Origin of the sequence: Pseudomonas sp. OA65 (genome assembly GCF_017498305.1) — a bacterium.
GTDB classification, from domain to species: Bacteria; Pseudomonadota; Gammaproteobacteria; order Pseudomonadales; family Pseudomonadaceae; genus Aquipseudomonas; species Aquipseudomonas zanjanensis.
In genome coordinates this window covers 49,099-64,037 of the sequence record NZ_JAGDEZ010000036.1, presented here as the reverse complement: position 1 = coordinate 64,037, position 14,939 = coordinate 49,099, and the positions used below count along the sequence as shown (strand labels likewise).

Sequence of the window (14,939 nt, the reverse complement as noted above, 5' to 3'; positions counted from 1 at the left end):
GGGGGGGGGTGTGGGTAGTCTAGCCGCGGTGGTGTTGTTTGGTGGCGGCCTCCCCAAGCAGGGGGGCACACCCGCCCTCGCCACAAGGGCCGCTCCCATTTATGTGCTGGGGGTTAACGCCCACCCATGATCGCAATGTAATCCTGGGTCCAGCGGCTGTACGGCACGAACTTGCCGCCCTCGGCCTGTGGGGTTTTCCAGAAGGCGATCTTGTCGAATTGATCGAAGCCGTTGGTCTTGCAGCCTTCGGCGCCCAGCAGCTCGCTGCCCTTGCACGCCGCCGGCACCGCTGGCAACGAACCGAACCACGCGGCCACGTCACCCTGGACTTTCGGTTGCAGCGACCAGTCCATCCACTTGTACGCGCAGTTGGGGTGCTTGGCCTCGGCGTGGAGCATCGTCGTGTCGGCCCAGCCAGTGGCGCCTTCTTTCGGAATGGTCGAGGCGATCGGTTGCTTCTCGTTCATCAGGCCGTTGACCTGATAGGGCCAGGCGCCGGACGCCACCACGCCTTCGTTCTTGAAATCGCTCATCTGCACGGTGGTGTCGTGCCAGTAGCGGTGGATCAACGGCTGCTGGGCCCGAAGCAATTCCAGCACGGCCTTGTACTGGGCTTCGTCGAGCTGGTACGGGTCCTTGATGCCCAGCTCAGGCTTGGCGGTCTTGAGGTACAGCGCCGCGTCGGCGATGTAGATCGGGCCATCGTAGGCTTGCACACGCCCCTTGTTCGGCTTGCCGTCGGGCAAGTCCTGGGCGTTGAACAGCACGCTCCAACTGGTGGGCGCCTGTTTGAACACCTCAGTGTTGTACATCAGCACGTTCGGGCCCCACTGGTACGGGGTGCCGTAGGTCTGCTGGTTGACCACGTACCACGGCGCATCTTTCAGCCGCGGGTCGAGATTTTTCCAGTTGGCGATCAGCGCGGTGTTGATCGGCTGCACGCGCTTGCCGGCAATCAGTCGCAACGAGGCGTCACCCGAGGCGGTGACCAGGTCGTAGCCGCCCTTGGTCATCAGGCTGACCATTTCGTCGGACGTGGCGGCGGTTTTCACATTGACCTTGCAGCCGGTTTCCTTCTCGAAGCCCGTGACCCAGTCGTAGGCCTTGTCGCTTTCGCCACGTTCGATGTAACCCGGCCAGGCGACGATATCCAGTTGGCCCTCGCCGGCGCCGACGGCCTTGAGCGGCTCGGCGGCCTGGAGGCTGACGCTGGTCAGCAGCGCGGTGGTGATTGCACTGAGCAATGCGGTCTTGTGCGCGTACATGGAAATCCCTCTTGCTTTAATTATGGTCGGGGCAGGGTTCGAGAAACGTGTCGCTGGTTATTGTTTTAGCTTAGCGGTAAGCGGTAAGCGGCAAGCGGCAAGCGGCAAGCGGTAAGCGGTAAGCTGCAAGCTGCAAGCAAAAGCAGGTAGCGCACGGCTTGCAGCTTGCCGCTTGCAGCTCAAAGCTCCCGGCCATGCCGGGCCATGATATGGCGCACCACGCTGTAGTCCTGGAGCGAATCGCTGGACAGGTCCTTACCGTAGCCGGAACGTTTCAGGCCGCCGTGGGGCATTTCGCTGACCAGCATGAAATGGCTGTTGATCCAAGTGCAGCCGTATTGCAGCCGCGCCGCCACCTGCATGGCCTTGTCCAGATTCTGCGTCCACACCGAGGACGCCAGGCCGTATTCGGAATCGTTGGCCCAGTCCACCGCCTGGCTGAGTTCGTCGAAGCGGGTCACGGTGACGACCGGGCCGAACACCTCGCGCTGGACGATTTCATCGCTTTGCTTGCAGCCGGCCAGCAGGGTGGGTTGGTAATAGAAGCCAGCGCCGGAATGCACCGCCGCGCCGGTGATGCGCTCAATGTGCGGCTGGCCGAGGGCACGCTCGACAAAACTGGCCACGCGGTCGCGCTGGCGGGTGCTGATCAGCGGGCCGATCTCATTGTCGGCGTCGCGCTTGCCGGCAAAGCGCAAGCTGCTGACCGCCGCGCCGAGCTCAGCCACCAGCCGGTCGTGAATCCCGTCCTGGGCGTAGATCCGGCATGCCGCGGTGCAATCCTGCCCGGCGTTGTAATAGCCGTAGGTGCGCACGCCGTCGACCACCGCCTGGATATCGGCGTCGTTGCAGACGATCACCGGCGCCTTGCCACCCAGCTCCAGGTGCGTGCGCTTGAGGGTTTTCGCCGCTGCCTGGAGGATTTTCTGCCCGGTGACGATATCGCCCGTCAGCGAAACCATGCGCACCTTCGGATGGCTGACCAGATGGCTGCCCACCCCTTCGCCACCGCCGCAGAGGATATTGATCACGCCCCGCGGCAGGAGCCGGGCCAGCATCGGCGCCAAGGCCAGGATCGACAACGGCGTGTGCTCCGATGGCTTGAACACCAACGTGTTGCCGGCGGCCAGGGCCGGGGCGATTTTCCAGGCGGCCATCATGATCGGGTAGTTCCACGGCGCGATGGACGCCACGACGCCGATCGGGTCGCGGCGCACCATGCTGGTATAGCCGGGCAGGTATTCGCCACTGAGCTGGCCGGTCTGGCAGCGCACGGCGCCGGCGAAGAAACGGAAGACATCCACCGTCGCACTGAGGTCGTCCTGGCGCGCCAGGTGCAGCGGCTTGCCGCAGTTCAGGGCTTCGAGGCGGGCCAGTTCATCGGCGTTCTTTTCGATGGCGCTGGCGATGTCCAGCAGCAGGTTCGAGCGTTGCTGCGGCGTGGTCCGCGACCAACCGTCGAAGGCGCGGTGGGCGGCGAGAATCGCGGCTTCCACCTGTTCGGTGCTGGCCTCGGCGATGTGAGCCACGACTTCGCCGGTGGCTGGGTTGAGGATCGGCTCGACAACGCCTTCACCGGGAACCAGTTCCCCGTCGATCAGCAACGCGGTGCACAACGGGGTTTGCGTGCCAGCCATGTTCGCCTTCTCTTTTTTGGAAGTGACTACTGCTATCAGTTACAACACAAAACCTGTGGGAGCGAGCCTGCTCGCGATAGCGGTCTATCTGTACCACCGCTTCGCGAGCAGGCTCGCTCCCACAATGGATTGCGGCGATGCAGCAAGACTAGTGCTCAGCCGCAGGGCCGACAAATTCGAAATACTCAAGGCTGCGTTCGATTAAATAGATGGCTTGCGTCCGCCGTGAGGCTGTTCCCGAGCCACCGCCAGGAACGGGTCGACCGACGCCGGTCGCGCCGTGCCCCGGCGCCAGGCCAGGCCGACGTCGAGGGTCTGGTTGAGGTCGGCGATCGGTCGGGCTTCGATGATGTCGCCTTCCAGCGACCAGGGGCGGTAGGTCATGTCCGGCTGGATCGACACGCCCAACCCCGCCGCCACCAGGCTGCGCACCGCTTCGGTCGAGGCGGTGCGCAGGGTGACCTTCGGTTGCAATCCGGCGCCGCGCCACAGGCGCTGGGCGTTGCGGTCCATTTCATCGACGTTCAGTTGGATCAGCGGCTCGCGGGCCACGTCGGCCAGGTGGATGCTGTCGTGCTCCAGCAGCGGATGCTGCGCCGGCAGCCACAAGCGGTGGGGTGAGTGGGTCAGGACTTCGGTCTGCAGGGCATGGCGATCCTCCAGGTTGGACAGGATCAGCACTCCGACGTCGATTTCGCCGCTGACCAGCAAATGCTCGATGTATGGCCGTTCGTCCTCCATCACGCGGATCTCCACGTTGGGGTAGGCGCGCTGGAAACGGGTCAGCAGGTCCGCCAGGTAATAACCGGCGACCAGGCTGGTGACGCCAATGGTGACCTGGCCAGCGACCTGGTCGGTGTTTTGTTGCAGGCTGCGCTTGGCGTTGTCGACCGTGGCCAGGATCAGGTGGGCCTGGCGCAGGAACTGATGGCCCTGATGGGTCAGGGTCATGCCCTTGGCGTGGCGGTTGAACAGACTGACGCCGATGTCCTGCTCCAGTTGCTGGATGGCCAGGGTCAGGGTGGACTGGGAAATGAATGCCGTTTGTGCGGCGGCGGAGATGGAGCCGGTTTCGGCCACGGCGATGAAATGGCGGATCTGACGCAGGGTCATCATGGGCGCATACCGGTGGGCGGTTTTTATCGATGTGCTGGAGTGTATATCGTTTTTTTAGAATGGGAGGGGGATGCTTCGCTGGCGGCGCCAGGCAACATCTGGAAGCAATCTCACCAACGGCGTCGGGCACTTTCGATCTAGGCTGGGGGCCTTACGTTGACCCGATAATGTGGAGGCAACAAATGAACACCCGTGGATTGCTCGATCAGCTTCTCAAGTCCGGCCAGGAAATGTTGCAGAACAAGGCTGGCGGTTCACAGGGCAAGTCTTCCGGTGGCCTGGGCGGATTGCTCGGCGGCTCCGGCAACCTGGGCGGGATGCTTTCCGGCGCGGGTGGCGGGGCACTGGCCGCCGGGGCCATGGGCCTGTTGCTGGGCAACAAGAAAGCCCGCAACTTCGGCGGCAAGGCCCTGGCCTATGGCGGGCTGGCGGCCTTGGGCGTGATTGCCTACAAAGCCTATGGCAACTGGCAGGCCCAGCAGGGCAACGCGCCGAAAACCGAACCGCAGACCCTCGACCGCGTGCCCCCGGCGCAGGTCGAGCAGCATAGCCAGGCGATCCTCAAGGCGCTGGTGGCAGCGGCCAAGGCCGACGGCCATGTGGACGAGCGCGAGCGGCAGTTGATCGAAGGCGAGTTCACCAAGCTCGACAACGACCAGGAGCTGCAACACTGGCTACACGCCGAACTCAACAAGCCCTTGGACCCCACCGACGTTGCCCGTGCCGCCAGTACCCCGGAAATGGCCGCGGAGATGTACATCGCCAGCGTGATGCTGGTGGACGAGGAAAACTTCATGGAGAAGTCCTACCTCGATGAACTGGCGCGCCAACTCAAGCTGGAGCCAGGGTTGAAGGCGGAACTGGAAAAACAGGTGCGCCAGGCGACTGTATAAACAGTCCCACCTCGTGCCCCTGTGGGAGCGGGCTTGCTCGCGAAGGCGGTGTATCAGTCGAAGTTTTCATTGGCTGACACGCCGCTTTCGCGAGCAAGCCCGCTCCCACAGGGGCGGGTTCCATTTCTTCGTACCGGTGAGCCTCGGCTCAATCAAAATCCTCCCACACCGCCATACAGGCCTGACGCCGCCCTCGGCTATACTCCCCAGCATTTTCAAGTGCCTGAGGTTTTACTGTGAAGAATTGGACATTGCGCCAACGCATCCTGGCGAGTTTTGCGGTGATCATCGCCATTATGCTGCTGATGGTGGTTGTCTCGTATTCACGGTTGCTGAAAATCCAGGACAGTGAAGAAAAGGTCCGGGCCGATGCGGTTCCGGGGGTGTATTTCAGCTCGATGATCCGCGGCGGCTGGGTCGACAGCTACGTCCTGACCCAGCAAATCGTCGGCCTTTCCGGGAATCGGGAAATCACCGCCGAGGACAAGGCTCGCTACCAGGGTTTCGAGCAGCACTTGCGCGAAGAAATACAGAACTATCAAAAACTGATCCAGGACCCGGCCGACCAAGTCTCTTTCGACGAGTTCGAGGTCAACCACCAGGACTTCAACAAGGCCCTGGCGAAGGTCCTGGACCTGTATCAGCGCAAGGATTACGACGGGGCGCGACTGGCGCTGAACACCGAGCTGACGACGGCGTGGCTCGACGGTCGCGGACACTTGAACCAGATCATCGAGCGCAATCGCGAGCTGGCACAAAGCGCCACCCTGACCATTGGCGATGCGGTGACGGCGGCCAAGGTCGCCATGGGCCTGTCGTTCCTGGTCGCGCTGATCGTCGCGGTACTCTGTGGCCTGCTGCTGATGCGGGCCATCATGGGCCCGATGAACCGCATCGTCGAGATCCTCGAGATCATGCGCAGCGGCGACCTGAGCGGACGCCTGAACCTGGCGCGCAAGGACGAATTCGGTGCCGTGGAAACCGGCTTCAACGACATGATGGCCGAACTGACCTCGCTGGTATCCCAGGCCCAGCGCTCATCCGTGCAGGTCACCACCTCGGTCACCGAAATTGCCGCCACCTCGCGCCAGCAGCAGGCCACAGCCACGGAAACCGCCGCCACCACCACCGAGATCGGCGCGACGTCCCGGGAAATCGCCGCCACCTCCCGGGACCTGGTGCGCACCATGACCGAAGTCTCCACCGCCGCCGACCAGGCCTCGGTGGCCGCCGGCTCTGGCCAGCAAGGCTTGGCGCGCATGGAGGAAACCATGCATTCGGTGATGGGCGCCGCCGACCTGGTGAACGCCAAGCTGGCGATCCTCAACGAGAAGGCCGGCAACATCAACCAGGTGGTGGTGACCATCGTCAAAGTGGCCGACCAGACCAACCTGTTGTCCCTCAACGCCGCCATCGAGGCCGAGAAGGCTGGTGAGTACGGTCGCGGTTTCGCCGTGGTGGCCACGGAAGTGCGGCGCTTGGCCGACCAGACCGCCGTGGCGACCTATGACATCGAACAAATGGTGCGCGAGATCCAATCCGCGGTATCGGCCGGTGTGATGGGCATGGACAAGTTTTCCGAGGAAGTGCGTCGTGGCATGGCCGAAGTGCAGCAGATCGGCGAGCAACTGTCGCAGATCATCCATCAGGTCCAGGCTTTGGCGCCGCGGGTGTTGATGGTCAACGAAGGCATGCAGGCCCAGGCCACAGGCGCCGAACAGATCAACCACGCCCTGGTGCAACTGGGCGATGCCAGCAGCCAGACCGTGGAGTCCCTGCGCCAGGCCAGCTCCGCCATCGACGAGCTGAGCCAGGTCGCCGTGGGGCTGCGCAGCGGCGTCTCGCGTTTCAAAGTCTGATGGGCGAACTCGAGACCCGGCGTGGCGCCGCTCCGACGGCCCGCCAGTCGTTGTTCCTGGTGTTCTGCATCGGCAACGAACGTTACGCCCTGCAGGCCACCGATGTAGTGGAAGTGCTGCCGCGCCTGCCCCTCAAGCCGATCGCCCGGGCGCCGTCCTGGGTGGCAGGGGTGTTTGCCTGGCGCGGCACCGTGGTGCCGGTGATCGACCTGTGCGCCCTGACGTTCGGCCGGAGCGCCGAACCCCGGACCAGCACGCGGCTGGTGCTGGTGCGTTATCAAGGCGATACACAACAAACCGGGCAAGTCCTGGGATTGATCCTGGAGCAGGCGACCGACACCCTGCGCTGTGATCCGGGCGATTTCAAACCCTATGGCCTGGACAATCGGCAGGCGCCGTACCTCGGGCCGGTCCGCGAAGATGCCCTTGGGTTGCTGCAATGGGTGCGGGTCAATGACCTACTCGACGAATCCGTTCGGGCGCTGCTGTTTCCTGCTACGCCGCTTAACCTCGACGACCTCGAGGCAACGCCATGAACAACGACCAACGGTTTTTCGATTTCCTCAAGGAGCGCATCGGCCTCGATGTGACCTCCGTCGGCACCGCGATTATTGAGCGGGCCGTGCGCCAACGGATCAGTGCCGTGCCTGGGCGAACCGCCGAGGAGTATTGGCAGGCCCTGCAGCATTCGGCCCCGGAACAGCAGGCGTTGATCGAAGCGGTGATCGTCCCGGAGACGTGGTTCTTCCGCTACCCCGAGTCCTTTGCGACCCTCGCCAGGCTGGCCGTCAAGCGCCTGGCCGAGATCAAGCACCTACGTGCGCTGCGCATCCTCAGTTTGCCGTGCTCCACCGGCGAAGAACCCTATTCCATCGCCATGGCCTTGCTCGACGCCGGCTTGGGGCCCCATCAATTCAAGGTGGACGGCATGGACGTCAGTCCGCTGTCGGTGGCGCGAGCCAAGGATGCGCGTTACGGCCGGAACTCCTTCCGTGGCGCCGACCTGGGTTTCCGCGAGCGGCACTTCGACGCCGAAGACGAAGGCTACCGCCTCAGCGAGCGGGTGCGCGAACAGGTGCGTTTGCAAGTGGGCAACCTGCTGGATCCGGCCTTGCTGGCGAACGAGGCCCCCTACGACTTTGTGTTCTGTCGCAACCTGCTGATCTATTTCGACCAGCCGACCCAGCAGCAGGTGTTCGAGGTGCTCAAGCGCTTGACCCATCAGGACGGCGTGCTGTTTATCGGCCCCGCCGAAGGCAGCCTGCTGGGGCGATTGGGCATGCGCTCGATCGGGATTGCCCAATCGTTCGCTTTCAGTCGACAGGGGGCGCCGGAACCCCAACCGTTGCCGGCCTTGATACCACCGCCGCTACCGATTCGTCAGCCACCGCCTCGCGTCATCCCGCCAGTGGTTCGGCCGCGGCCGTTTGCCGCGACCGTGACACCGATTGCCCCACCCAACAGCAGCGACGCCGCGAGCTTGCTGGCCAATATCGCGGCCCTGGCCAACGGCGGCAAAAGCGCCGAGGCCCGCGCGGCGTGCGAAGAATACCTGCGCAGCCACGCGCCGAATGCCCAGGTGTTCTATTGGTTGGGCCTGCTCAGCGACATGGCCGGTAGCGCGCTGCAAGCCCAGGGTTTTTATCGCAAGGCGCTTTATCTTGAACCGCAACACGCCGAGGCCCTGGTGCATCTGGCGGCGCTGCTGGCTTCCCAGGGAGACGCGGCCGGAGCCCGTCGATTGCAGGAACGCGCCGCCCGCAGCGGGCGCACGGCAGACAGTGAGCACAAACGATGAGCGGTTCGGCTTCCTACACCATCACCCATGACGATGCCCAGGCCATCGACGATTGCTGGAACCGCATCGGCGTGCATGGCGATAAATCCTGCCCGCTGTTAATCGAGCATATCCATTGCCGCAATTGCTCGGTGTATTCGGCGGCCGCGACTCGGCTGCTCGACCGTTATGCCTTGCCGCAGGATCAGCGGGATTTGTCCCAGGCCCCGGTGGACAACGATGTGGTCACGCGCTCGTTGCTGATGTTCCGCCTCGGCGAGGAATGGCTGGGCCTGACCACGCGCAGCCTGGTGGAAGTGGCGCCGTTGCAGCCGATTCACTCGTTGCCCCACCAACGCTCACGGGCCCTGCTGGGCGTGGCGAATGTGCGCGGGGCGCTGGTGGCCTGCCTGTCGCTGGTGGAGCTGCTGGACCTGGAGCCCGGCGCGGCGGCGGTGGTCGGTACGCGGGTCATGCCGCGCATGTTGATCGTCGCGGCCAAGGGCGGGCCGGTGGTGGTGCCGGTGGATGAGGTGGACGGCATCCACGCCATCGATGAACGTATTTTGGCGAACGCTTCGCCGTCGGCAGGCAAATACACCCGTGGCGTGCTGCCGTATAAGGGGCGCAGCTTGCGCTGGTTGGATGAAGAACAGTTGCTGACCGCCGTGGCCCGGAGCCTGTCATGACCCCCGACCAAATGCGCGACGCCTCGCTGCTGGAACTGTTCAGCCTGGAAGCCGAAGCCCAGGTCCAGGTGCTGAGCACCGGCCTGCTGGCCCTGGAGCGCGATCCGACCCAGGCCGAATACCTTGAGTCATGCATGCGCGCGGCGCATTCCCTCAAGGGCGCGGCGCGCATCGTCGGAGTGGACGCCGGCGTCAGCGTCGCCCACGTGATGGAAGATTGCTTGGTCAGTGCCCAGGAACGACGCCTGGTACTGAGCGCCGAGCATATCGACGCCTTGCTGCAAGGCACCGACCTGCTGACGCGCATCGCCACGCCGGGCAACAACGTCGGCGCCCCGGACATCGACGCCTATGTGGCGTTGATGGGGCGCCTGCTCGATCCTAACGCTGCACAACAACCAGCGCAGGTACCGCCAAACATCGAGACGCCTGTCGAACCCGTCAGCGTCGAGCTGTTCGTACCGGAACCGCTCGCAGCAACGGAGCCGGCTCCCAAGCGCAAACGGGTCACCGAAGGCGGCGAGCGGGTCTTGCGGGTCACGGCCGAACGCCTCAACAGCTTGCTCGACCTGTCGAGCAAGTCCCTGGTGGAGACCCAGCGCCTAAAGCCCTGGCTGGCGGCGATGCAACGGCTCAAGCGCCAGCAAAGCACCGGCTTGCGTGCCCTTGAAGAGTTGAACGTGCACCTCAAGGACCATGCCCTGAGCCTGCAAGCCCAGGAAGCCCTGGGCGATGCTCGCCGCTTGCTCGCCGAAACCCAGCAGTTGCTGGCGCAGAAAACCGCCGAGCTCGATGAGTTCGCCTGGCAGGCCAGCCAGCGGGCGCAGGTGCTGTACGACACAGCGCTGGCCTGTCGCATGCGGCCGTTCGCCGATGTGCTGTCGGGCCAGGCACGCATGGTCCGTGACCTGGGCCGCAGCCTGGGCAAACAGGTGCGCCTGGAGATCGAAGGCGAGAAAACCCAGGTCGACCGCGACGTGCTGGAACAGCTCGAAGCGCCACTGACCCACTTGCTGCGCAACGCCGTGGACCACGGCATCGAAACCCCGGAACAACGGGTACTGGCCGGCAAGCCCGCCGAAGGCCTGATCCGCTTGCGCGCTTCTCATCAAGCCGGCCTGCTGGTCTTGGAGCTGGCGGACGATGGCGCCGGGGTGGACCTGGAGCGGGTGCGCCGCAGCATTGTTGAGCGCGGCCTTTCCCCTGAGCCAACCGCCGCCAGCCTCAGCGAAGAGGAACTGCTGACGTTCCTGTTCTTGCCCGGTTTCAGCCTGCGCGACACCGTCACCGAAGTGTCCGGGCGCGGCGTTGGCCTGGATGCCGTTCAGCACATGGTCCGGCAGTTGCGCGGTGCGGTGGTGCTGGAGCAGACGGCGGGCGAGGGCAGCCGCTTTCACCTCGAGGTGCCGCTGACGCTATCGGTGGTGCGCAGCCTGGTGGTGGAAGTTGGCGGTGAAGCGTACGCCTTCCCCCTGGCCCACATCGAACGCATGTGCGACCTGGCGCCGGACGACATTGTCCAGGTCGAAGGGCGCCAGCATTTTTGGCACGAAGGCCGGCATATCGGCCTGGTCGCCGCCAGCCAGTTGCTCAATCGCCCGTCGACGCAAAACGACAACCAGACCCTCAAGGTCGTGGTGATCCGCGAGCGCGAGACGATCTACGGTGTGGCGGTGGAGCGCTTCATCGGCGAGCGAACCCTGGTGGTGCTGCCCCTGGAGGAGCGCCTGGGCAAGGTCCAGGACATTTCCGCCGGGGCCTTGCTCGATGATGGCTCGGTGGTGTTGATTGTCGATGTCGAAGACCTGCTGCGTTCGGTAGACAAGCTGCTCGATACCGGGCGCCTGGAGCGCATCGTCCGGCAAAACCAGGCCCAGGCACCGCGCAAGCGGATCCTGGTGGTGGACGATTCCCTGACCGTGCGCGAGCTGCAACGCAAGTTGTTGCGGGGTCGCGGCTATGACGTAGCAGTGGCGGTGGATGGCATGGATGGCTGGAATGCATTGCGCTCGGAGGATTTCGACTTGTTGATCACGGACATCGACATGCCACGCATGGACGGCATCGAACTGGTGTCGCTGTTGCGGCGCGACAACCGCTTGCAATCGCTGCCGGTGATGGTGGTGTCCTACAAGGACCGCGAAGAAGATCGCCGCCGCGGCCTCGACGCCGGCGCCGACTATTATCTGGCCAAGGCGAGTTTCCATGACGACGCCTTGCTCGACGCCGTGGTCGAATTGATCGGAGGGGCACGCGCTTGAAGATCGCCATCGTCAATGACATGCCCCTGGCGGTCGAGGCCCTGCGCCGCGCCCTGGCGTTCGAGCCGACGCACCAACTGGTCTGGGTCGCCGCCAACGGTGCCGAGGCGGTGCAGCGTTGCGCCGAATACACTCCGGACCTGATCCTGATGGACCTGTTCATGCCGATCATGGATGGCGTGGAGGCTACCCGGCGGATCATGGCCGACAGCCCATGCGCTATTGTGATTGTGACCGGAGACAGCCAGCAGAATGTCCACCGGGTGTTCGAGGCCATGGGCCATGGCGCGCTGGATGTGGTCGATACCCCGGCCCTGGGCGTCGGTAACCCGGCGGACGCGGCGGCGCCGCTGTTGCGCAAGATCACCAACATCGGTTGGCTGATCGGTGAGCGCAACAAGCGCGAGCGCCCCGCACCGACGGCCCAGCGCGCGGCGGTGTCGCGCAAGAGCCTGGTGGCCATCGGGTCGTCGGCCGGCGGGCCCGCGGCGCTGGAGGTGTTGCTCAAGGCCCTGCCGCGAGACTTTGCCCCGGCGATCGTGCTGATCCAGCATGTGGACGAGGTGTTCGCCGCGGGCATGGCCGAATGGCTGGGCAGTGTGTCGGGCCACACGGTGCGCCTGGCCCGGCACGGCGAGACGCCGCAGAGCGGCACGGTGTTGCTGGCCGGGACCAATCATCACCTGCGCCTGTTGAAGGACGGCACCCTGGCGTACACCGCTGAGCCGGTGAACGAGATCTACCGGCCCTCCATCGACGTGTTTTTTGAAAGTGTCGCCCGGTACTGGAGCGGTGACGCGGTGGGTGTATTGCTCACCGGCATGGGCCGCGACGGTGCGCAAGGGCTTAGACTCATGCGCCAGCAGGGCTATGTGACCATCGCCCAGGACCAGCGCAGCAGCGCGGTGTACGGCATGCCCAAAGCGGCGGCCGCCATCGACGCCGCCGTCCATATTCTTGCCCTGGACGCCATTGCGCCACGGCTGTTGGAGATTGTGACCCCATGAAGAACCCCGCGAGCCTTACCCCAGGCCGTACCCAGGTAAGCCATCATGACTGATTTGCAGCTCGACGAATTCAAGCGCGATGAGAACGCCGCCATGGTCTTGCTCGTCGACGACCAGGCGATGATCGGCGAGGCGGTGCGGCGCGGGCTGTCGAATGAAGAGAACATCGACTTCCACTTCTGTTCTGATCCCCACCAGGCCATCGCCCACGCTGTGCGGATCAAGCCGACGGTGATTCTCCAGGACCTGGTGATGCCCGGCCTCGACGGCCTGAGCCTGGTGCGCGAGTACCGTAACCATCCGTCCACCCGCGATATCCCGATCATTGTCCTGTCCACCAAGGAGGACCCGCTGATCAAGAGCGCGGCGTTCGCCGCCGGGGCCAACGACTACCTGGTCAAATTGCCGGACAACATCGAATTGGTGGCGCGCATCCGCTATCACTCGCGTTCCTACATGATGCTGTTGCAGCGCGACGCGGCCTATCGCGCGTTGCGGGTCAGCCAGCAGCAATTGCTCGACACCAACCTGGTGCTGCAACGCTTGATGAACTCCGATGGCCTGACCGGGCTGTCCAACCGCCGGCACTTCGATGAGTACCTGGAACTGGAATGGCGCAGGGCGATGCGTGACCAGAGCCAACTGTCACTGCTGATGATCGACGTGGACTACTTCAAGTCCTACAACGACAACTTCGGCCACCTGGAAGGCGACGAAGCCCTGCGCAAGGTCGCCACGGCCATCCGCGAGGCGTGCAGTCGGCCGTCCGACCTGCCCGCCCGCTACGGCGGCGAAGAGTTCGCCCTGGTGCTGCCCGGCACCTCGCCAGGCGGCGCCCGGCTGATGGCCGAGAAACTGCGCCAGAGCGTCGTCGCCCTGAAAATCCCCCATGCCACGCCCGACGGCGGCGAGATCCTGACCATCAGCATCGGCGTCTCGACCTTCACCCCCCAGCAGGGTGGCGATAGCCGGCAACTGATCTCGGCGGCGGACAAAGGGTTGTACCTGGCCAAGCACAATGGGCGTAATCGGGTTGGGGTTGAGTAAACTCTGCCTGGCGAGATTGCTTTTGTGGCGAGGGGATTTATCCCCGCTGGGCCGCGAAGCGGCCCCAAATACCAGTCAACTCAATTTGCCTGGCACACCGAGTTGTCGGGTTTTAGGGCTGCTTCGCAGCCCAGCGGGGATAAATCCCCTCGCCACAGGGGTATGTGTAGAACCAACCGCTGAACCTCATTGCCCCTAAAGCCGCCAGGCGGGCTGCCGCTGGCGCTTGATTACGTTATACTCGCCGGCTTTCAAAAGTTCGCCAACGAGTGCTGCCCGCCATGGAAATCAACCCGATCCTTAACACCATCAAGGACCTGTCCGAGCGCTCCGAAACTATTCGGGGGTATCTTTGACTACGATCAAAAGCATGAGCGCCTGACCGAAGTCAATCGCGAGCTTGAAGATCCGAATGTCTGGAACAACCCTTCGTACGCCCAGGAACTGGGCCGCGAGCGTTCTGCGCTGGCGCAGATCGTCGAGACCCTGGATGAGCTGTCCAGCGGCCTGGCCGATTGCCGCGACCTGCTGGACATGGCCGTTGAAGAAAACGACGAAGGCGCGGTCGGCGATGTCGTCGCCGAGCTGACCCGCCTGGACGAGAACCTCGCCAAGCTGGAATTCCGTCGCATGTTCAGCGGCGAGATGGACATGAACAACGCCTACCTGGACATCCAGGCCGGTTCCGGCGGCACCGAAGCCCAGGACTGGGCCAACATCCTGCTGCGCATGTACCTGCGCTGGGCCGACAAACGCGGTTTCGACGCCACCATCATGGAGCTGTCGGCCGGTGAAGTCGCCGGGATCAAGGGCGCCACCGTGCACATCAAGGGCGAATACGCCTTTGGCTGGTTGCGGACCGAGATCGGCGTGCATCGCCTGGTGCGCAAGAGCCCGTTCGACTCCGGCAACCGTCGCCATACATCGTTCTCGGCCGTGTTCGTTTCGCCGGAAATCGATGACAACATCGAGATCGAGATCAACCCGGCGGACCTGCGCATCGACACCTACCGTTCCTCCGGGGCCGGTGGCCAGCACGTCAACACCACCGATTCGGCCGTACGGATTACCCACGTACCGACCAACACCGTGGTCAGTTGCCAGAACGAACGTTCCCAGCACGCCAACAAAGACACCGCGATGAAGATGCTGCGGGCGCGCTTGTACGAGCAGGAAGTGCAGAAGCGCAACGCGGCGTCCCAGGCCCTGGAAGACACCAAATCGGACATCGGCTGGGGTCACCAGATCCGTTCGTACGTGCTCGACGCCTCGCGGATCAAGGATCTGCGGACCAGCATCGAACGCAGCGATTGCGACAAGGTGCTCGACGGCGATATCGATGAATACCTGATCGCCAGCCTCAAGCAAGGGCTGTAACGCGACACCCA

12 protein-coding genes and 1 pseudogene are annotated in these 14,939 nt (G+C 64.0%); 10 read left to right on the top strand and 3 right to left on the bottom strand.

Annotated elements, in window-relative coordinates; genetic code table 11:
• Positions 1 to 113: 113 nt before the first annotated feature.
• The 3 genes from ydcS to J3361_RS23550 all read right to left on the bottom strand — a co-directional run bounded on the left by ydcS (position 114) and on the right by J3361_RS23550 (position 4,018).
• Positions 114 to 1,265 (bottom strand): putative ABC transporter substrate-binding protein YdcS, encoded by a 1,152-nt coding sequence (gene ydcS / locus J3361_RS23560; protein ID WP_207966544.1) that lies wholly within the window; start codon positions 1,263 to 1,265, stop codon positions 114 to 116.
• 179 nt (positions 1,266 to 1,444) lie between these two features.
• A complete protein-coding gene (locus J3361_RS23555) occupies positions 1,445 to 2,902 on the bottom strand; it encodes a gamma-aminobutyraldehyde dehydrogenase (protein ID WP_207966543.1) in 1,458 nt (485 codons plus the stop codon).
• 201 nt (positions 2,903 to 3,103) lie between these two features.
• The gene (locus J3361_RS23550) at positions 3,104 to 4,018 is read right to left on the bottom strand and encodes a LysR family transcriptional regulator (protein ID WP_207966542.1); all 915 of its coding nucleotides are present in this window, start codon (positions 4,016 to 4,018) and stop codon (positions 3,104 to 3,106) included.
• Positions 4,019 to 4,200: 182 nt separating this feature from the next.
• Between J3361_RS23550 and J3361_RS23545 the strand changes: the two genes are divergently transcribed.
• The 10 genes and pseudogenes from J3361_RS23545 (at position 4,201) to prfB (ending at position 14,928) form a co-directional block, all read left to right on the top strand.
• Positions 4,201 to 4,911, top strand: a complete 711-nt coding sequence (locus J3361_RS23545; RefSeq protein WP_207966541.1) for a tellurite resistance TerB family protein — start codon at positions 4,201 to 4,203, stop codon at positions 4,909 to 4,911.
• Positions 4,912 to 4,932: 21 nt separating this feature from the next.
• A pseudogene (locus J3361_RS29820) lies at positions 4,933 to 5,022 on the top strand (metal ABC transporter ATP-binding protein); the annotation flags it as partial.
• Between the two features lie 125 nt (positions 5,023 to 5,147).
• Positions 5,148 to 6,770 carry a methyl-accepting chemotaxis protein gene (locus J3361_RS23540; protein WP_186728966.1) on the top strand — a complete coding sequence of 541 codons (1,623 nt, stop codon included), beginning with the start codon at positions 5,148 to 5,150 and terminating at the stop codon, positions 6,768 to 6,770.
• Positions 6,770 to 7,306 (top strand): chemotaxis protein CheW, encoded by a 537-nt coding sequence (locus tag J3361_RS23535; protein ID WP_207966540.1) that lies wholly within the window; start codon positions 6,770 to 6,772, stop codon positions 7,304 to 7,306. Before J3361_RS23540 ends, J3361_RS23535 begins: the two co-directional genes overlap by 1 nt.
• Entirely contained in the window at positions 7,303 to 8,568 is a 1,266-nt protein-coding gene (locus tag J3361_RS23530) for a CheR family methyltransferase (RefSeq protein WP_207966539.1), read from the top strand. The genes J3361_RS23535 and J3361_RS23530 overlap by 4 nt, the downstream gene beginning before the upstream one ends.
• On the top strand, positions 8,565 to 9,236 hold the full coding sequence (locus J3361_RS23525) for a chemotaxis protein CheW (protein WP_207966538.1): 672 nt from the start codon (positions 8,565 to 8,567) through the stop codon (positions 9,234 to 9,236). The genes J3361_RS23530 and J3361_RS23525 overlap by 4 nt, the downstream gene beginning before the upstream one ends.
• Positions 9,233 to 11,497 carry a hybrid sensor histidine kinase/response regulator gene (locus tag J3361_RS23520; RefSeq protein ID WP_207966537.1) on the top strand — a complete coding sequence of 755 codons (2,265 nt, stop codon included), beginning with the start codon at positions 9,233 to 9,235 and terminating at the stop codon, positions 11,495 to 11,497. The genes J3361_RS23525 and J3361_RS23520 overlap by 4 nt, the downstream gene beginning before the upstream one ends.
• On the top strand, positions 11,494 to 12,504 hold the full coding sequence (locus tag J3361_RS23515) for a chemotaxis response regulator protein-glutamate methylesterase (RefSeq protein WP_207966536.1): 1,011 nt from the start codon (positions 11,494 to 11,496) through the stop codon (positions 12,502 to 12,504). Before J3361_RS23520 ends, J3361_RS23515 begins: the two co-directional genes overlap by 4 nt.
• Positions 12,505 to 12,549: 45 nt before the next feature.
• Complete coding sequence (locus tag J3361_RS23510) at positions 12,550 to 13,551, top strand: diguanylate cyclase (RefSeq protein ID WP_207966535.1); 1,002 nt, start codon at positions 12,550 to 12,552, stop codon at positions 13,549 to 13,551.
• A gap of 281 nt (positions 13,552 to 13,832) precedes the next feature.
• Positions 13,833 to 14,928 (top strand): peptide chain release factor 2 gene (gene prfB / locus J3361_RS23505; RefSeq protein ID WP_095963568.1). Its coding sequence is split into 2 segments (ribosomal slippage): positions 13,833 to 13,904 and positions 13,906 to 14,928, totalling 1,095 coding nucleotides; the frame shifts between segments, so codons are not numbered across the junction.
• Positions 14,929 to 14,939: the final 11 nt, after the last annotated feature.

Coding starts and splice junctions, on each gene's coding strand:
- ydcS (WP_207966544.1), bottom strand. CDS start 1,265: ATGTACGCGCACAAGACCGCATTGCTCAGTGCAATCACCACCGCGCTG.
- J3361_RS23555 (WP_207966543.1), bottom strand. CDS start 2,902: ATGGCTGGCACGCAAACCCCGTTGTGCACCGCGTTGCTGATCGACGGG.
- J3361_RS23550 (WP_207966542.1), bottom strand. CDS start 4,018: ATGATGACCCTGCGTCAGATCCGCCATTTCATCGCCGTGGCCGAAACC.
- J3361_RS23545 (WP_207966541.1), top strand. CDS start 4,201: ATGAACACCCGTGGATTGCTCGATCAGCTTCTCAAGTCCGGCCAGGAA.
- J3361_RS23535 (WP_207966540.1), top strand. CDS start 6,770: ATGGGCGAACTCGAGACCCGGCGTGGCGCCGCTCCGACGGCCCGCCAG.
- J3361_RS23530 (WP_207966539.1), top strand. CDS start 7,303: ATGAACAACGACCAACGGTTTTTCGATTTCCTCAAGGAGCGCATCGGC.
- J3361_RS23525 (WP_207966538.1), top strand. CDS start 8,565: ATGAGCGGTTCGGCTTCCTACACCATCACCCATGACGATGCCCAGGCC.
- J3361_RS23520 (WP_207966537.1), top strand. CDS start 9,233: ATGACCCCCGACCAAATGCGCGACGCCTCGCTGCTGGAACTGTTCAGC.
- J3361_RS23510 (WP_207966535.1), top strand. CDS start 12,550: ATGACTGATTTGCAGCTCGACGAATTCAAGCGCGATGAGAACGCCGCC.